The 17193-nt window shown below is 71.1% G+C and carries 14 protein-coding genes; 7 read left to right on the top strand and 7 right to left on the bottom strand.

Features of this window, described 5'->3' with window-relative positions; translation table 11 throughout:
- Window positions 1-69: 69 nt before the first annotated feature.
- Window positions 70-1191, bottom strand: a complete 1122-nt coding sequence (locus OP04_RS23730) for a hypothetical protein (RefSeq protein WP_033342018.1) — start codon at window positions 1189-1191, stop codon at window positions 70-72.
- The gene (locus tag OP04_RS23725; protein ID WP_033342017.1) at window positions 1191-1706 is read right to left on the bottom strand and encodes a SigE family RNA polymerase sigma factor; all 516 of its coding nucleotides are present in this window, start codon (window positions 1704-1706) and stop codon (window positions 1191-1193) included. Before OP04_RS23725 ends, OP04_RS23730 begins: the two co-directional genes overlap by 1 nt.
- 118 nt (window positions 1707-1824) lie before the next feature.
- On the opposite strand from OP04_RS23725, the gene OP04_RS23720 reads away from it, so the two are divergent.
- Window positions 1825-2520 (top strand): DUF3152 domain-containing protein, encoded by a 696-nt coding sequence (locus tag OP04_RS23720; RefSeq protein ID WP_051798797.1) that lies wholly within the window; start codon window positions 1825-1827, stop codon window positions 2518-2520.
- Between the two features lie 391 nt (window positions 2521-2911).
- Here the strand turns inward: OP04_RS23720 and OP04_RS23715 are convergent, their stop codons facing one another.
- Entirely contained in the window at window positions 2912-3796 is an 885-nt protein-coding gene (locus OP04_RS23715) for a helix-turn-helix transcriptional regulator (protein ID WP_332309676.1), read from the bottom strand.
- A 108-nt stretch (window positions 3797-3904) separates the two neighbouring features.
- Between OP04_RS23715 and OP04_RS23710 the strand changes: the two genes are divergently transcribed.
- The gene (locus tag OP04_RS23710; RefSeq protein ID WP_033342016.1) at window positions 3905-4888 is read left to right on the top strand and encodes an aldo/keto reductase; all 984 of its coding nucleotides are present in this window, start codon (window positions 3905-3907) and stop codon (window positions 4886-4888) included.
- A gap of 919 nt (window positions 4889-5807) precedes the next feature.
- Here the strand turns inward: OP04_RS23710 and OP04_RS50015 are convergent.
- The 4 genes from OP04_RS50015 to OP04_RS23690 form a co-directional block, all read right to left on the bottom strand.
- Window positions 5808-7286, bottom strand: coding sequence for an XdhC family protein (locus OP04_RS50015; protein ID WP_051798795.1), 1479 nt, complete (start codon window positions 7284-7286; stop codon window positions 5808-5810).
- An 83-nt stretch (window positions 7287-7369) separates the two neighbouring features.
- On the bottom strand, window positions 7370-9568 hold the full coding sequence (locus tag OP04_RS23700) for a xanthine dehydrogenase family protein molybdopterin-binding subunit (RefSeq protein ID WP_033342015.1): 2199 nt from the start codon (window positions 9566-9568) through the stop codon (window positions 7370-7372).
- On the bottom strand, window positions 9565-10533 hold the full coding sequence (locus OP04_RS23695; protein ID WP_033342014.1) for an FAD binding domain-containing protein: 969 nt from the start codon (window positions 10531-10533) through the stop codon (window positions 9565-9567). The genes OP04_RS23700 and OP04_RS23695 overlap by 4 nt, the downstream gene beginning before the upstream one ends.
- Window positions 10533-10982, bottom strand: coding sequence for a (2Fe-2S)-binding protein (locus OP04_RS23690; protein ID WP_232323725.1), 450 nt, complete (start codon window positions 10980-10982; stop codon window positions 10533-10535). The genes OP04_RS23695 and OP04_RS23690 overlap by 1 nt, the downstream gene beginning before the upstream one ends.
- Window positions 10983-11292: 310 nt before the next feature.
- On the opposite strand from OP04_RS23690, the gene iolE reads away from it, so the two are divergent.
- The 5 genes from iolE (at window position 11293) to OP04_RS23665 (ending at window position 17181) form a co-directional block, all read left to right on the top strand.
- Window positions 11293-12207, top strand: coding sequence for a myo-inosose-2 dehydratase (iolE, locus tag OP04_RS23685; protein ID WP_033342013.1), 915 nt, complete (start codon window positions 11293-11295; stop codon window positions 12205-12207).
- A gap of 74 nt (window positions 12208-12281) precedes the next feature.
- Window positions 12282-13286 (top strand): sugar phosphate isomerase/epimerase family protein, encoded by a 1005-nt coding sequence (locus OP04_RS23680; protein ID WP_198153956.1) that lies wholly within the window; start codon window positions 12282-12284, stop codon window positions 13284-13286.
- A 35-nt stretch (window positions 13287-13321) separates the two neighbouring features.
- Window positions 13322-14119: an MBL fold metallo-hydrolase gene (locus OP04_RS23675; protein ID WP_332309677.1), complete on the top strand. Its 798-nt coding sequence runs from the start codon at window positions 13322-13324 to the stop codon at window positions 14117-14119.
- Window positions 14120-14129: 10 nt separating this feature from the next.
- Entirely contained in the window at window positions 14130-15779 is a 1650-nt protein-coding gene (locus OP04_RS23670) for an alpha-keto acid decarboxylase family protein (RefSeq protein WP_033342010.1), read from the top strand.
- Window positions 15780-15792: 13 nt separating this feature from the next.
- On the top strand, window positions 15793-17181 hold the full coding sequence (locus OP04_RS23665) for a glycoside hydrolase family 15 protein (RefSeq protein ID WP_157240230.1): 1389 nt from the start codon (window positions 15793-15795) through the stop codon (window positions 17179-17181).
- The last annotated feature ends 12 nt before the right edge of the window (window positions 17182-17193 follow it).

The following is a 17193-nucleotide window of genomic DNA, read 5'->3' as shown; positions in this document are numbered from 1 at the left end:
CGTGATATCGATGTCAATGAAAGTAGCTCGCGGCCGGCGCAATCGGTCACGCCGGCCGCGGCACCCGGATCAGCCCGCGCACGCCCAGGCGATCGGCTCCTTCTTGTCCGGAACGCCCAGGTAGTAATGCGTGTAGCCGACGATCAGCCCGTTGTCCGAGACGTCCGTCGGCGTGCCGGTCCACAGGTCCCTGTACGGCAGCTCCTCCACCACCCCGTCCCGGCTCACCACGTTCTGCGAGATCACCCAGCCGCGCCCGTTCACCGCGTTCGCCGGGAACGGCAGCGCCAGATCGGAGACCTCCCCGGTCCGCCGGTTCCACAGTGCACCGATCCCGGACGGCGACAACCGCCCCGCCACCCAGTCACCACGCGCCGCGAACAGCGACTCGACCGCCTGTCCGTCCGGCGCCACCACGGTCCGCACCCCGTCGGCCGCGCTCCAGGACAGCGCGTCCGCGGTCGACAGATCCGCCGCGTAGACGATGCCGAAGACCGTGCCGTCGTCCGTGAACGCGTGCATCGAGAACCGGTCCGGCATCGGCAGCCGGACCGGCGTCACCGCGCCCGCCTTCCACAACAGCGTGCCCTGCTCCGCCGTCGCCACGATGTCGCCGCGCGCGTTGATGCGCGGCATCGGCTGGAACGTCCAGGTCCCGTCCGGCACGGCGAGCACGGTGGGCACGCCGCCGTCGTACCGCAGCACCGTCGTCCACGTCTGGTCACCGGCGACACCGACCGCGGTCCCGGCCGCGTTCACGCCGGTCAGCCACGTCGCGCGGCCGTACGTCGGCAGCACCGCCGGGACGCCGTCCGTCCACAGCACCGGCGCGGAGTCCGGCATCACGCCGGTCTCGTCACCGGTGATGTGGTTCCCCGCGACGTACCGCCCCTCCGGGTCCACCGCCTGCGGCACCACGTTCGTCAGGCCGTCCGGTGCCGGCAGCGGCGTGACCGTGCACGACGGCGCGGCCGACGACGACGGCGACGCGGCCGGTGGCGCCGACCGCGGCAGCCCCGGCCCGAACAGCAGCGACGGCACCGCGGCCAGCACCCCGACCAGCGCCGCGGCCCGCACGGTCCGCCGTTGCCGCGCGCGGCGCCCGGCCCGCACCAGGCCCGCCGCGGTCAGTGCCGACGGCGGCGCCGGCAACTCCTCCGCCCGTACCCTCAGCTGCTCCTCCCAGTTCATCAACGGCCCCCCGATCCGATCGTGTCCCACTCGTGCAGCAGCTCACGCAGCGCCGACAGGCCGCGCGAGCATTGACTTTTGACGTTGCCGGTCGAGCAGCCGAGCATGTCCGCGGTCTCCTCGACGGACAGTCCCTCGATGTAACGCAGCACGATCGCGGCCCGCCGGCCCTTCGGTAACGTCTGCAGCGCGGCCGTCAGCTCGTCGCGCTCGCCCAGCCGGTGATCCGCCGCCACCGCGGTCGCCGCCCGCTCCGGCACGTCGCCGAGCCGCACCCGTGACCAGCGCAGCCGCCGTTCGCTCAGGTAGCGGCGGACGAGCGCGCGGTGCACGTACGCGTCGATGTTGTCGGCCCGGACCGCCCGTTTCCAGTTCAGGTACACCGACGTGAGCGTGGCCTGCACGATGTCGTCGGCGCGGTGCCAGTCACCGCACAGCAGAAACGCCGACCGGCGCAACCCGGTCAGCCGTCCCTCCACGAACTCCACGTACTTCCGTTCCAACTCCGCTTGCATCTCACTCCGTCCGTGGACGCCCTCACCCCCATCGAAGGCGCGCCCCGGATAAAGGTTGCTTCACGGCGCATCTTTTGTTTATCGGAGCCTTACGGCCGCGTCCGTACGGTCCGATCCCATGCAGACAGCACGAATCGCCGGCCTGCTCGCGCTGTGTCTCGCGCTGACCGCGTGCGGCTCCTCCACGGTGCCGGAGTCCGGCAGCGGCGAGTTCGCCACCGCGGACGGTTCACCGGACGTGATCGGCGACGGCGAGAAACTGATCACCTACCTGGTCGAGGTCGAGACCGGCGTCGACTGGGGCGACGTGCCGCGGGTGACGCCGGACGCGTTCGCCGACGAGATCACCGGCATCTGGTCGGACCCGCGCAGCTGGACCGGCTCGGCCGCCCACCCGATCACCGCCCCGGAACACGACCTGTTCGCCGCGTCGTGGCGCTTCCAGCGCGTCTCCGGCCCCGACCGCGACGTGCGCATCCGGCTGGCGACCCCGGACACGGTCGACGCCCACTGCGCCGCGACCGGCCTGGACACCGAGGGAAAATACTCCTGCCGCTTCGGCGACACCATCATGATCAACCTGCGGCGCTGGCTGGAGGGCTCCCCGATCTCGCCGTCGATCAGCGACTACCACGCCGGCGTGATCAACCACGAGATGGGCCACTTCCTCGGCTTCGGCCACCAGGGCTGCGCCACGCCCGGCAGCCTCGCCCCGGTCATGATGCAGCAGTCCATCGCCCTCGACGGCTGCGAACCCAACGTCTGGCCCTTCACCCCCGACGGCGACTTCGTCTCCGGCCCGTCCCAGATCTAGTTCCGGTTCCCGTTTCCGGTTCCCGTTTCCGGTTCCCGTTTCCGGTTCCCGTTTCCGGTTCCCGCCCGCGGTCGCTTGAGTTTGTCTGGGGGCGCCCCAGACCCCGAGCTCGCCGGCGCGATGGTCCAGCCCGTGCTTCGCCGCCGGTCTTCGCGCCGGCCCGGGAGGAGGCAACCCCAGATCAAGATCTAATGCATTTCCCGCTTCCGGCGTGGTGCGGCAGCGTTGCTCCCGCGGGCAAACCTCGCGTCGGGCTCCGCTGGCGCTCCGCACGACGCGAGGAGCCGGTGCCGTCGCTGGTCACCGAAGACCGATCAGGACGTCGACGCCACGGCACCGGTCAGCATGCCGCCAGCCGGCCCCGCGCGTCGAAGACCGCGATCGGGCACATCTACTGACCGCTGTTCAGGCCGGCCCTGTCCTGCGTCGCGGCCCAGGCTGCCAGCAGTCGCAGCCCGTCCCCGGACGGCGTGCCCGGCTCGGCCGAGTAGGTGACGACGGTCAGCACCTCGTCGCCCGGCAGCTCCAGGCCCTCGTAGGCGAGCTCCAGCTCACCCACGGCCGGATGGTGGAAGCGCTTGACGCCGTGCCGGTGCACGAACACGTCCTGCGCCGCCCACCAGCCGCGGAACGCGTCGCTGCGCATGGACAGCTCGCCGATCAGGTTCATCAGCTGCCGGTCGTGCGGGTGCGCGGCCGCCGCGATGCGCAGCGCGCCGACGGCGGACCGGGCGGTCTTCGCCCAGTCGGGGTAGAACGCCTGCGCGTGCGGGTCCAGGAACGTGAAACGCATCGAGTTGACCGGCTGAACCGATTGCGCGTCGAACATCGGTGCGTACAGCGCGCGGCCCAGCGCGTTCGTGGCCAGGGTGTCGAACCGGTGGTTCCGTACGAACGCGGGCACGCCGTCCAGCGAGTCCAGCAGCCGGCGGATCGCGGGCCGGATCTCCGGCGTGGTGCGCGGGTGCGTCCGTGCCCGCACGGTCTGCGGCCCGGCCGCGCGTGCCAGCCGGTGCAGGTGCGCGGTCTCGAGGTCGTCCAGCTGCAGCGCGCCGGCGAGCGCGTCCAGCACGCTGTCCGAGGCCCCGGCGAGGTTCCCGCGCTCCAGCCGCGTGTAGTACTCGACGCTCACGCCGGCCAGCGCGGCCACCTCGCCCCGGCGCAGCCCGGCCACGCGCCGGCTGCCGTACCCCGGGATCCCGGCCTGTTCCGGGCTGATCTTCGCCCGGCGCGAGGTGAGGAACGCGCGGATCTCGTCCCGGTTGTCGATTCCCATATCCCCAGGTTAGGGACGCCGCCCGAGGTGAGGGGGTCCCTGTCAGGAACTCCCTCGCGCCGGGCCGGCGGCGTTCGCTGAAAGCATTCGTCCATCGGAGGAGACACCATGCGTACCGCGCAGCTCGGCACACTCGAGGTCGCCCGGATCGGGCTCGGCGCGATGGGAATGTCGCACGGCTACACCGGCGCCGGCAGCGACGACGCGGAGTCGATCCGCACCATCCACCGCGCGCTCGACCTCGGCGTCACGCTCATCGACACCGCGGAGATCTACGGCCCGTACATCAACGAGGAACTCGTCGGCCGCGCCTTACGAGGACGCCGCGAGCGGGTGGTGCTGGCCACCAAGTTCGGCCTGATCGCGCACGACGGCCGCGGCCCGTGGACCCGCGACGGCAGCCCCGCCAACATTCGCATCGCGGTCGAGGGCTCGCTGCGGCGCCTCGGCACCGACCACATCGACCTCTACTACCAGCACCGTGCCGACCCCGGTACGCCGATCGAGGAGACCATGGGCGCGCTCGCCGCGCTGGTCCAGGAGGGGAAAATCGGTCACGTCGGGCTGTCCGAGGTCTGGGCCGGCACCATCCGCCGTGCGCATGCGGTGCACCCGGTCGCGGCGGTGCAGTCGGAGTACTCGCTGTGGACCCGTGACCAGGACGAGATCCTGCCGCTCCTGCGCGAGCTCGGCATCGGCCTGGTCGCGTACTCCCCGCTCGGCAAGGGGTTCCTGACCGGCGCGCTGCGGACGCCGGCCGACATCGCGGCGCTCGACGACTCGGACTTCCGGAAGACCAGCCCGCGCTTCCTCGGCGACAACTTCACCCGGAACGTCCGGATCGCCGACGAGGTCCAGTCGATCGCCGACGCCGCCGGTGCCACTCCCGCCCAGGTCGCGCTGGCCTGGCTGCTCGCCAAGGGGCCCGACGTCGTTCCCATTCCCGGTACCAAGCGCGTTCCTCGCGTCGAGGAGAACACCGCCGCCGACGGCGTCACGCTCACGCCGTCCCAGCTGGCCGCGCTGGACGCGCTCACCCCCGCCCACGGCGGCCACCACACCGACGCCCAGATGGAAATGATCGAACGCTGACCCATACGTCCTGAAGCCGACGCTTCCTGCTTCCCGCGTGGCCCGGCTCGCATGCTCCGGGCTCTGTTGCCGTGCTGGTCAGGCCGCGACCGTCCGGGGGAACGGGCGCGCTGCGCCCGAAATTTCATGATATCGCGGGCGGCGCTCGGCGTGCCGATCCATTGGCTGTCACGAAACCAGGTCGGCGAGGGCGTGGTGACCTGGTTTCTGCGACAGTCGATGATCCACGGGCGATGCGGTGCTCGCGCCGGACCGGGCAGACATCTGCCACACCCCGGCGGGCTGCAACAAATGCGAAATATCGGATATGGTACGCCTGAGGGAACGCAGCGGGATGCCCGGCTCGTGACCCTCGTGCCGCGCACGGGCAACTCGGTCACCCCGCGGGTAGCTCCCGGTTCAGTCGCAGGCGCCCAGGAGGACTCGGAAAGGATCATTGGGTGCCGCGAAAACCAGCTGGACAGCGCGAGTTGACCTGGTTTTTGCGGCACCCAATGATCTTTCCGGCGAGAGCCCGGCGCCTGCCGGCCGCCCTGGCGAGGCGCCTCTGGGATCCCGGTTCGGCGCGGGCTCTGTCTCCTGGGCGGGCGGTCCGCGATGTCGGGAAATTTCGGGCGCCCGGCCGCAGGGGTCCTCACCGCGGCTCGCGTTCGCGCATGAGGGCTGCGGTGTTCGGGTGCCAGGCCGCAGGGGGTTTGCCTGAGGCTGGTGTTCGCGGAGGAGGGCTGCGGTGCGCGGAGTGAGTGGGCTGTAGAGGTCTCGCCTGTTATGCGGCTTGCGCCGGGTGGGGGAGATCCGGCGTTCCGGGTGCGCTGGTTGTTGTGCGGCTCGTGTCGGCTGGGGGTCCGGTGTGTCGGGCGTCCTGGTTGTTGGGCGGCTCGTGTCGGCTGGGGATCCGGTGTGTCGGGTGCGCTGGTTGTCAGACAGTTCGTGCCGGGCGGGGAGCCCGGTGTCCTGAGTGCGCCGGCTGGTGTGCGGCTCGTGCCGGGTGAGGGAGCTCCGGTATGTCGAGTGCGCAGGCCGCGGGGATCTCGTTGCCGGTGGGGAGTGGCGGGGTGGGCGGGCGCGACATGGCGCTGGTGGCGCGGATCGGGGTGGAGACGGCGGAGAGAGGGCTGCCGGTACGGCCGTGGGCGGCGGCGACGACTTCGGCGAGGATCGACAGGGCGGTCTCGGCGGTGGTGGCGCCGCCGAGGTCGAGCCCGGCGGGTGCGGACAGCCGGTCGAGGCCGGGCACACCGGACAGGCGGGCGAGCCGCCGCGCGTGGGTTGCCCGGCTGCCGAGCGCACCGACGTAGCGGGCAGGACCGGGTAGCGCGGCCCGGAGCGTGCGATCGTCGATGCGCGGGTCGTGGGTGATCGCGAGCACCGCGTCGCCGGGCGCCGGAGGGTGTGCTGCGAGCCAGGTGTCCGGCCAGGCGCGTTCCACCAGCGATGCTCCCGGGAACGCGCCGCTCTGCACGTGTCCCGGCCTCGGGTCGATGATCTCCACCCGGCGTCCGGCAAGGTGACCGAGCGCCGCCAGTCCCGCCGCGAGATCGGTGGCCCCCGCAATGATCAGGCGCGCCCCCGGCCGCAACTCCTCGACAAACATCACCCCATCCGGCACCGTGCCGCCACCGGACATCACTCCATCCGGCACCGTCCCCTCGGCGAGCATGGCCCCGTCTGGCACTGTGCCGTCGGCGGACATGGCCCCGTCCGGCACTGTGCCGTCGGCGAGCGTGGCCCCGTCAAGCGTCGAGCCGCCGTTGAGCGTCGGGCCGGCTGACAGCGGTTTGTCGATAAGCGTTGTGGCGGTCTGACGTGAGGCGCCGGCGGAGGTGGGGATGGTCGGCGACGAGTTGCCCGGTGAGGCGGCGTTGAGTCCTGTGCCGGTCGGCGGGGCGTCGGAGGTGAAACTGGCGTCCGCCGGCGGAGCGGCGGAGGTGGATGTGGTGTCGGCCGGTGGGGAGGTGAAGGTGGCGCCGGGCGGCAGGGAGGAGCCTGAGGGGGTGATGTGCCAGGTCCAGGGTGGGGTGAGGTGTACGCCCACGGTGATCGGGCGGTGGGTGGAGAGGGCCTCGTCGATTGCGGTGGCGATCGGCTCGGGAGGCGCGGGGGTGAGCAGCACCTGCAACACCCCGTTGCAGGCGGGGGACTCCTCCCAGGGCATCAAATGATCGCCGGGGCTGACCTGGATGAGCCGGGGCTCGCCGCCGGCCAGCACGGTCCGGGCGTGGTCGAGGACGATGGCCTCGATGCAACCGCCGGAGAGGGAGCCGCGCCAGGTGCCGTCGGCGGCGACCGCCATGGTGGCGCCGAGCGGGCGGGCGCCGGGACCGTCGCGGCCGACGAGGCGGGCGAGGACGACCGGTGAGATCGATGCGCGGACGAAGGGCCAGACCTCGGTCAGCATGGATGGTGCCTTTCTGCCTGCCGGGCGGTGGGGAGCGCCTGCGGTGTGCGTGACCAGCGGTTGTTTCAGGGTGGGCTCAAGCGTCATGAGAGGGCGGCCAGGATCTTGTCCTGGGTGATCGGGAGGTCGCGGAAGCGGTGGCCGGTGGCGTGGTGGAGGGCGTTGGCGATGGCGGCGGTGGTGCCGGTCATCGGGGTTTCGCCGAAGCCGCGGGCGCCGAGCGCGGGACTGTCCGGATCAGGACGGTCAATGAAATCAACATCTATATCCGGAATATCCAGATTTGTTGGTATCAGATAGCCGGAGAGGTTCGGGGTGACGACCCGGCCCAGATGCGGGTCTACCAGCGTGTGTTCGGTCAGTGTGAAGCCTACGGCCCAGACTGCACCGCCGATGGCCTGGCTGCGGGCGGTCTGCCGGTTCAGGATGCGGCCGGGGTCGAAGACGCCGACGATGCGGCGGACCCGGACGCGGCCGATCGCCGGGTCGACGTGGACCTCCGCGAAGACGGCGCCGGTGGAGTAGCCGAGCGGCGTGGGTACCGGCGTGGACGTGGCGCTGATCGGCGCGCCGTGCCGGGCCATGACGTCCCGGTACGCGACCCGCCGCCACGGCTGCCCGGTCACGAACAGGAACCCGTCCTCGGCCCCGATCCTGTCCGCGGCGACCCCGTGCAGCGGGGACGCGGCGTCGGCGAGCGCGGCCGCGACGACCAGGTCCCGCGCGGCGGTCGCGGCCCGCACCACGGCCGCGCCGGCGCTCGGCACGGTCGCGGACGCGGCGGAGGCGAACGCGGCCGGATAGCGCGTGTCGCCGAGCAGGAACGTGACCTGGTGCACGGCCAGCCCGAGCGTCTGCGCGCCGACCTGCTGCATCACCGTGTACGTCCCGGTCCCGATCTCCTGCGTGCCGCACTCGATCCGGGCCGTCCCGTCGCGCCCGACGGTGACGGTGGCGCCGGAGCCCGGCCGCCCGCCCGCGGTGTGCGCGGCCGTGGCCATGCCCCAGCCGATGATGCCGTCCCGGTCGCGCATCGACCCCGGCCGTGGATCGCGCCGGGACCAGCCGAACTGCTGCGCGCCGCGGGTGTAGCACTCGCGCAGGTGGTTGCTGCCGTGCGGTGCGCCGGTCTCCTGGTTGATCGCGGACCAGTTGCGCAGCCGCAGCTCGACCGGGTCGAGGCCCAGCGTGACGGCCAGTTCGTCCAGTGTGGACTCCAGGACGTGCCCGGTGGCCGCCTCCGGGGAGCGGACGAAGCTGCCGGTGGGCAGGTCGAGGCGGACCGCGCGCTGGGTGGAGCGCACGTTCGCGCAGTCGTAGAGCATGCGGGTCGGCTCGGAGCTGTTGAACAGCAGCTCCTCGGTGCGCGAGACCTGCTGGGTGACCACGTGGTCGATCGCGGTGAGCCTGCCCTCGCGGGTGGCGCCGACGCGCATCACCTGGTGGGTCTCGGCGCGGTGGCCGTGCGAGGTGTACGTCTGCGCGCGGCTGAGCACCAGTTTGACCGGCCGGCCGACGTGCCGGGCGGCCGCGGCGGCGAGCAGCGTGTGCGGCCAGGCCGGCCCCTTGGCGCCGAAGCCGCCGCCGACGTAGGGGGTGATCACCCGGACCTGCCCGGGGGTGAGCCCGAATGCCTGCGCCAGCACGTTCTGCGTGATGGAGATGCCCTGCGCGGACTCGTGGACGGTGAGCGCGTCGCCGTCCCAGCTCGCCACGGTCGCGGACGGTTCGAGCGGGTTGTGGTGCTGCAGCGGCGTCGTGTACGTGGCCTCCACCGTGACGTCGGCCGCGGCCATCCCGGCGGCGACGTCGCCGCGCGTGTAGTCGTTCGGGCCGTCGGAGCCGGGCGGCGGCACGTAGGCCTCGCCGAGCGCGTCGGCCAGCACCACCTGCGGCGGTGCGGACTCGTAGCGGACCACGACGCGGGCGGCCGCGTCCTGGGCGCGGGCGAGCGTGTCCGCGACCGCGATCGCGACCGGCTGGCCCGCGTGCCGGATCCGGTCGTCCTGGACCGGCACGAACCGTTTGAGGTAGAACGACGTGACCGCGGGCAGCGTCAGCGCGGGCAGCGTGTCGTGGGTCAGCACGGCGAGCACGCCGGCGCCGGAGGAGGCCACGGCGGTGTCGATGGCGGTGATCCGGCCGCGGGCGACGTCGCTGGTCACCAGCACTGCGTGCACGACGCCGGTGACGTCCGCGTCCGCGGCGTACCGGGCCGCGCCGGTGACCTTGGCGACGCCGTCCGTGCGGGCGATCGGGCGGCCGACCACGGACGGGCTCATCGCAGGCCGCCCAGTGCGGTGGCGAGCGCGCGCCGGACCAGCGGCACCTTGAACGCGTTGTGCTCGCGGGGCGCGGCGGGCAGCGTCAGCGCGCGCCCGGCCGCCTCGATCGCGGCGTCGTCGAGCCGCCGGCCGATCAACTGCCGTTCGGCCTCGGCGGATCGCCAGGGGACGGGCGCGATCCCGCCGAAGGCCAGGCGTGCCTCACGGACCACACCCCCGCCGCCGGTACGGATGAGCGCGGCGACCGAGACCACCGCGAACTCGAACGTGGCCCGGTCGCGCACCTTCAGATACCGCCCGGTCAGGCCGGTGGACGGCACGTCGACCGCGGTGATCAGCTCGCCGGACCGCAGCGCGGTCTCCACCTGCGGGGTGTCGCCGGGCAGCCGGTAGAAGTCGCGGATGCCGATCGTGCGCGCGCCGCCGGACCCGAGCGTGTGGACGGTGGCGTCCAGCGCGGTCAGCGCGACCGCGAGGTCGGACGGGTGGACCGCGATGCAGTGCGCGCTGCCGCCGATGATGGCGTGCCACCGGTTCTGGCCGTGCTGTGCGGCGCATCCGCTGCCGGGCTCACGTTTGTTGCACGGCATGGACGCGTCGCGGAAGTACCAGCAGCGGGTGCGCTGGAGCAGGTTCCCGCCGATCGTGGCCGCGTTGCGCACCTGCGGGGACGCGCCGGCCAGCAGCGTCTCGGCCAGCAGCGGGAGCCGGCGGCGGACCTGCGGGTGCGCGGCGACGTCGGCCATCCGGGCGAGCGCGCCGAGGCGTACCCCCGTGGTGGTGGGTGTGATGTCGTGGAGCGGGAGCCGGTTCAGGTCGATGATCAGGTCGTGTCGCTGCACGCCGTCCTTCATCAGGTTGAGCAGGTCGGTGCCGCCGGCGATGTAGCGGGCGCCGGTGCCGGTGCCGAGCCGGAGCGCGTCGGTGGTGCTGGCGGGCGCGCGGTAGGCGAAGTTCTGCATCACTGCTCCTCGTCGGCCGCGGCCCGGACGGCCGCGACGATGTTCGGGTAACAGCCGCAGCGGCACAGGTTGCCGCTCATCCATTCGCGGACCTCGTCGTCGGAGCCGGCGTGTCCCTCCCGGATGCAGGCGACGGCGGACATGATCTGGCCGGATGTGCAGAATCCACATTGGAATCCGTCGTGCCGGATGAACGCGGCCTGTACCGGGTGCAGGCGGTCGCCGTCGGCCAGGCCCTCGATCGTGGTGATCTCGCGGCCCTGCTGCATGACCGCGAGCGTGAGGCAGGACTTGGTGCGGCGGCCGTCGACGAGCACGGTGCAGGCGCCGCATTCGCCGCGGTCGCAGCCCTTCTTCGTGCCGGTGAGGCCGAGGTCCTCGCGGAGCGCGTCGAGCAGCGTGACCCGCGGTTCGAGCTGCCGCGTGACGGTGTCGCCGTTGACCGTCAGCGTGACGCCGGACGAAGCCGGTGCGCCGGGCAGCAGTGCCGGGATCGGCGCGGCCGCGGCGGTCTTCAGGACCGTTCTCCTGCTGGTGCTGAACACGGCGCCTCCACAGTGGTATCAGTGATAACGAATCCACGCTAGCGCATGGTGTTATCGCTGGCAACGCAAGAGCGGTAGTTATGCTAACGGGCGGTGTGGGCAAAGCGTGAAAAAGTGCCCTCTGAACTGGGAGGATGGCTGCGGACAAGGCCTGCGCGGCAGATCCGCAAGTGGACACTCGCGCCGTCACCACATGGCTGAGAGAGGCACCGACATGTCAGCACTAGCGGGCCGTCTGGGCCCGGACAAGGTCAAGCTGGGCGTCTGCTGCACGCTGTGGTGGAACGACGACTTTCCCACCATCGACGCCGGCATCCCGTTCGGCCAGGCCGTGAGCGAGATGGCGCTGGCCGGCTTCCAGGGCTGCAGCACCGGCCACAAATACCCCACCGACCTCGCGGAGCTCAAGGCCGCGCTGGACCTGCGCGGGCTGCAGGTCTCCGAGCCGTGGACCAGCACGTACTTCACGATCGCGAAGATGCGGCAGAAGACGATCGACAGCTTCGAGGACACGCTCTCCCGGATCAAGGCGCTCGGCGGGAACGAACTGGTCGTGGCCGAGTTCGGCGCGTCGTCCCACCTGCTGCCGATCGACGTGTTCGCCAACCGCCCGGTCTTCACGGACGCGCAGTGGGACGCGCTGGCCTCGGGCCTGGAGGAGCTGGGCAAGATCGCCCACTCGGCCGGGATGCGGCTCAGCTACCACCACCACATGGGCACCGGCGTGATGACGCGCGCGGACGTCGACCGGCTGATGGCCTCGACCGACCCGGACCTGGTGTCGCTGCTGCTGGACACCGCGCACATCGCGTTCGCCGGCGACGACCCGCTGGACATGGCGCGCGCCCACGCCGGCCGGATCGGGCACGTGCACCTGAAGAGCATCCGTCCCGAGGTGGTGAGCCGGGTGCGCGAGGAGGGCCTGTCCTTCCAGGACGCGGTCGAGGCCGGCGTGTTCACCGTGCCCGGCGACGGCGCGATCGACTTCCGGCCGATCCTCGAGGTGCTGGCGGACGCGGACTACCGCGGATGGCTGGTCGTCGAGGCGGAACAGGATCCGAACAAGGCAAATCCGCTGGAGTACGCCAAGCGGGCGCGCGCCTATCTGGCCGACGTCCTGGGGTGGTAGCCGGCTCACCGTCAATCACGTAGAACAGCGAGCAGCACAATATGAGCGATATATCCGTTTATTTCAGTTTTTTTATGTTCACGGCCGATCTGCGGCCGGACGACACGACGTACACGAAGACGCTGGTCAGCCACCTCCGAGCCGTCAGGGAAATGGGCTATGACGGGTTCGACCTGCACATAGCGCCGGGCGCTCCGGGCGCCGACCCGCGGCAGGACGTCGACGGCTACGTGCGGCTGAAGAAGGCGTTCGACGCGGCCGGCCTCCACGACGTCGCCTTCACCACCAACGTGGGTACGACCCGGACGTTCGACCCCACCTCGCCGTATGCGGAACAGCGCGACGCGGCGCTGACCTACCTGAAGTCCCGCGTCGACATCACCCACGTCCTCGGCGGCGAATCGATCATGTCGGGCCCGTTCCTCTACCCCTACGGCGCCTTCCCCACCACGGACGACGGCGCGCAGATCTGGAGCGACGCGCTGCAGGACTGGATGCGCCCGCGCTACCCGGCCGCCCACTCCCTCTTCCGCGAGCTGGCCGCGTACGCCGACGGCAAGGGCGTGAAACTCGCGCTCGAACCCATCAAGAGCTGGGAATCCCCGCCGCCGAACATGGTTTCCGAGGCCCTGGACTTCCTCGACGACGGCGACGTCTTCGGCGCCGGCGTCACGGTCGACACCGCGCAGGTCGTCATGGAGAGCCAGGGGCCCGCGGTCTTCCGGGACAACATCGCCCGCGCCGCCCGGCAGAACCGGCTGCTCTACGTGCACATCTCCGCGCCGGACCGGGGCGCGGTGCACGACAGCTGGATCCCGTGGGAGCTGATGCTGAACGAGATCGCGCCGGTGTACCGCGGGCCGTACCTGGTCGAGGTGTTCAACGCGATCCCGCCGTTCGACGCCTCGATGCGGATGGCACGCCGCCGCTTCTGGCGACCGGGCGAGGACACGCCGGAACCGGGCCGGCCCAGCGCCTACGACGTGGCCGCGGCCGGGCTGACCGAGCTGCGCGAGCGGATCGCCGCGTCCGCGCTGTCCCGCTCGGTGCCGTCGCTGATGGCCGGCGCGGGGGCCTGATCACCATGCTGACTCAGGTATCGGACCCGGTGAGGATGGTCGTGCGGACGGCCGGCGACGTGCGCCTCCACACGTTCGTCTCGTCGTTCACCGGCACCAACATCGCGAACGCCACGCACATCGTCGAGAGCCGCAACTGTCTCGTGCTGGTCGACGGCCAGTTCCTCGCGCCGTACGCGACCGCGTTCCGGGCGTACGCGGACGGCCTCGGCAAACCCATCGATCGGCTCTACCTCTCGCACCGGCACCCCGACCACTGGTTCGGGCTGGGGACCGCGTTCGACGACGTGCCCGTGCACGCGCTGGCCGAGACCGCGGACTTCATCCGCGACCACGGCGAGGACTCCCTGGCCGACCACTGGAAGCTGGGCGACCTGCTGCCGTCGCGCATCGTGGTGCCGAAGGAGATCGCCGCGCCGGGCGAGCAGGTGGTGGACGGCGTCACGTACCTCCTCGACCGGGTGACCGAGACCGAGGTGGACTTCCACCTCACGGTCAAGCTCCCCGAGCTGGGCGTCTGCTTCGCCCAGGATCTGCTCTACAGCGGCACGCACCTCTACCTGACCCAGCACCTGGAGCACTGGACCAGGGTGCTGGAGGAGCTGCTCGTCTCGGACTACGACCTGTTCCTGCCGGGCCACGGCCTGCCCGCGGACAAGAACGAGGTCGCCCGGAACATCGAATATCTCGCCGCGGCCCGGCAGGCGATCAGCGACGGGCTCACCGGCGACGCGTTCAAGGAGTTCCTGCTGCGGCGGTACCCCGAGCGCCGATGCCCCGGCATCTTCGACATCTACCTGCCGCGGCTGTTCGGCGACTCACGGGACTACTAGGACGGCGATCATGAAACCGGACTACACGGTAGGGCAGTACCTGGTCGACCGGCTGACGCAGCTGGGCCTGGGCCACCTCTTCTCCATCGCCGGCGACTACTCGATCGGCTGGGTGAACGGCTACGTCGCGCCGAGCACCATCGAGGTCATCGAGGAGGTGAACGAGCTCAACGCCGGCTACGCGGCCGACGGCTACGCCCGGCTGAAGGGCATCGGCGCGCTCGCCGTCACCTACTCCGCCGGCGCGTTGTGCACGGTGAACGCGATCGCCGGCGCCTACGTGGAGAAGGTGCCGGTGGTGCTGATCAACGGCACTCCCAGCATCAAGCGGACGCTCGCGTTCGAGCAGACCGGCGTGAGCTCGCACCACTTCATCACCGGCCGAGAGACGGACCTGCAGTCCTTCGAACACCTCACGGCCGCGGCGGTACGCGTCGACAACCCCGACCTCGCGCCCATGCTGATCGACTACGCGCTGTCCACGTGCATCACCGACCGCCGCCCGGTCTACATCGAGCTGCTCCAGGACATGATCGACCTGAGCTGCCCGCGCCCGATCGGGACCCTGTCGCCGGCCCGCGTCATGTCCGACCCGGCGAACCTTCAGGAGTCGATCACCCGGATCCGCGAGCGGCTGGCCGCGGCCGCGAAGCCGGTGGTCTGGGTCGGCGTGGAGGTCGACCGGTTCGGCCTGCACGAGAAGGTGCTCAGCCTGCTCCACCAGCTCAAGATCCCGTACGTCACCGAGCTGCTGAGCAAGGCCGTGCTCTCCGAGGACGACACGCTGTTCGCCGGCGTGTTCGACGGGCAGGCGTCCTCGGCCGAGGTCAAGGACCTGATCCAGGACTCCGACCTCGTGCTGGCGCTGGGCGTCTGGCTGACCGACATCAACTCGCTCGGCTGGAACGTCGACTTCGGCCGGACCGCGTTCGTGTCGCTGGACACGGTCAAGGACGGCACGTTCTTCAGCCCGCAGGTCGCGCTGGAGCACCTGATCGACGGCCTGCTGGCCGACCCGCCCGCCTGCGCCGCACCGGCGGCCCGGCCCCGGGCGGCCGCCCACACCGAACCGCAGGGCGACCAGCTCACCTACCAGGGGTTCTACGACACGATCGCGCAGTACGTCGACGAGAACACCGTCATCGGCGCGGACGCGAGCATGAACTACTTCGGCAGCCTGCTGCTGAAGGTGCCCACGGCCGGCGGGTTCGTCGCGCAGTCGTCGTACTCCGCGATCGGCTACAGCGCGCCGGCCGCGACCGGTATGTGCCTGGCCAAGAAGGACCGCCAGCGGGTGCTGGTCTTCTCCGGCGACGGCGGGTTCCAGATGACCGCGCAGTGCCTGTCCGTGCAGACCCGGTTCGGCCTCGACCCGATCATCTTCGTGCTCAACAACGGCATCTACGGCGTCGAGCAGTGGCTGGCCGACGCGTCCGTCTTCGCCAGCGGCGAGCCGTTCTTCAAGTCCTGCGTCCTGCACCCGTGGAACTACAGCAAGCTGGCGGACGTCTTCGGCTGCCAGGGCTGGCGCGCGAGCACCTATGTGGAGCTCAAGGAGGCCGTCACGGGCGCGCTGGCGAACACGGGCAGCCCGTCCATCGTCGAGGTCGTGGTGGACGGCCGGTCGATTCCCGATAACGCGAAATGGAAGACGAACTAGGCGAGGAGCCGGCATGACCGCAACAATCCTGGAACCAGACACCCACACCCGGGCCAGAACCGGATCGGAGTACGCCGGGCAGCAGTCCCAGAACGTGCAGGCGGGCGTGCGGCGCACCGACTTCCGGGTGATCGCGCAGCACATGTTCAGCCTGATGATGCGCAACGTGGCCTCGGACGGCTTCCTCTTCGAGGACCCGGTCGAGCCGGGACGGTTCTCCGCCCCGGGCTGCGTGATCGCGGCGCCGTCGTACCCGGCGAACTCGCCCGGCGTCGACCAGGACTACGTGTTCAACTGGACGCGCGACGCCGCGATCACCGCGATGGAGCTGGCCGCCGCCGACATCCCGACCCGGACCGCCTCCGGCGTGGCACCGCTGGAGGACTACGTCCGGTTCGCCGCGATCTGCCAGGGCAACGCCATCCCGACGCTGGCCCACGCCTGCTTCACCATCGAGGGCGTCTCCCGGCCGTGGACCGAGCAGAACGACGGCCCGGCACTGCAGACCCTCGCGCTGCTCCAGGCGTTCTCCCAGCTGGACGAGCCCACCCAGACGCTCGCCCGGCAGGTCATCGGCCGCAACCTCGACTTCCTCATCGAGGTGTACCAGCAGCAGACGACGAACCTGTGGGAGGAACACTCCGGCTACTCGTTCTTCGCCCGGTCCGCACAGCTGCGCTGCTTTCAGGCGATCGCGGCGAACACGATCGGCATCACCGTGCCCGCCGGCTGTCAGGCCGCGATCAGCTGGCTGCAGAACGCGCTGGCCTCGCACTGGGACGGCAGCCGCTACCTGAGCCTGATCGGCGACGGGCAGCCGCCCTACGGCTACGACCCGAACATCGACATCGTGATGGCCGCGATCTACGGCGCCGTGCCGGTCACCGACACCCGGCTGCTGGCCACCGCCGCCCAGCTGCGCGCCCAGTGGGCCGACCCCTCCGCGGCCACGGTCTACCCGGTCAACCTGGCCGACCGGCAGCTCGGCGTCGGCCCGCTGGTCGGGCGGTACCCGGGCGACACCTACGACGGCGACGTCGCCGACCCGGTCCCGGGCGGCCACCCCTGGGCGCTGACCACGTGCAACTTCGCGGAGCTGTACTACCGGCTGGCCGGCCTGATCCGTGGCGGGACCGCGCTGCCGCACGACGACCTCTCCGCGCCGTTCTTCACCCAGATCGGCGTCACCGCGAGCACGTCGCCGCAGGACGCGGCCGCCGCGCTGGAACAGGCCGGCGACCAGATGCTCCAGGCGGTCATCTACCACAGCGACAACCTCGAACTCAGCGAGCAGTTCGACGGCACCACCGGCTTCTGCCGCAGCGTGAGCAACCTGACCTGGAGCTACGCCGCCTACCTCTCCGCGGTCCGGGCCAAGACCGGTATCGGCGTCCAGGGCTGAACGCCCGGAAGG

Origin of the sequence: Catenuloplanes japonicus, assembly GCF_000717135.1 — a bacterium.
GTDB lineage: Bacteria > Actinomycetota > Actinomycetes > Mycobacteriales > Micromonosporaceae > Catenuloplanes > Catenuloplanes japonicus.
This window is presented reverse-complemented; position numbering and strand designations above follow the sequence as displayed.

Excerpts from the sequence above, each read along its gene's own strand:
- OP04_RS23730 (WP_033342018.1), bottom strand. The coding sequence starts at position 1,191 with ATGAACTGGGAGGAGCAGCTGAGGGTACGGGCGGAGGAGTTGCCGGCG.
- OP04_RS23725 (WP_033342017.1), bottom strand. The coding sequence starts at position 1,706 with ATGCAAGCGGAGTTGGAACGGAAGTACGTGGAGTTCGTGGAGGGACGG.
- OP04_RS23720 (WP_051798797.1), top strand. The coding sequence starts at position 1,825 with ATGCAGACAGCACGAATCGCCGGCCTGCTCGCGCTGTGTCTCGCGCTG.
- OP04_RS23715 (WP_332309676.1), bottom strand. The coding sequence starts at position 3,796 with ATGGGAATCGACAACCGGGACGAGATCCGCGCGTTCCTCACCTCGCGC.
- OP04_RS23710 (WP_033342016.1), top strand. The coding sequence starts at position 3,905 with ATGCGTACCGCGCAGCTCGGCACACTCGAGGTCGCCCGGATCGGGCTC.
- OP04_RS50015 (WP_051798795.1), bottom strand. The coding sequence starts at position 7,286 with ATGCTGACCGAGGTCTGGCCCTTCGTCCGCGCATCGATCTCACCGGTC.
- OP04_RS23700 (WP_033342015.1), bottom strand. The coding sequence starts at position 9,568 with ATGAGCCCGTCCGTGGTCGGCCGCCCGATCGCCCGCACGGACGGCGTC.
- OP04_RS23695 (WP_033342014.1), bottom strand. The coding sequence starts at position 10,533 with ATGCAGAACTTCGCCTACCGCGCGCCCGCCAGCACCACCGACGCGCTC.
- iolE (WP_033342013.1), top strand. The coding sequence starts at position 11,293 with ATGTCAGCACTAGCGGGCCGTCTGGGCCCGGACAAGGTCAAGCTGGGC.
- OP04_RS23680 (WP_198153956.1), top strand. The coding sequence starts at position 12,282 with ATGTTCACGGCCGATCTGCGGCCGGACGACACGACGTACACGAAGACG.
- OP04_RS23675 (WP_332309677.1), top strand. The coding sequence starts at position 13,322 with ATGGTCGTGCGGACGGCCGGCGACGTGCGCCTCCACACGTTCGTCTCG.
- OP04_RS23670 (WP_033342010.1), top strand. The coding sequence starts at position 14,130 with ATGAAACCGGACTACACGGTAGGGCAGTACCTGGTCGACCGGCTGACG.
- OP04_RS23665 (WP_157240230.1), top strand. The coding sequence starts at position 15,793 with ATGACCGCAACAATCCTGGAACCAGACACCCACACCCGGGCCAGAACC.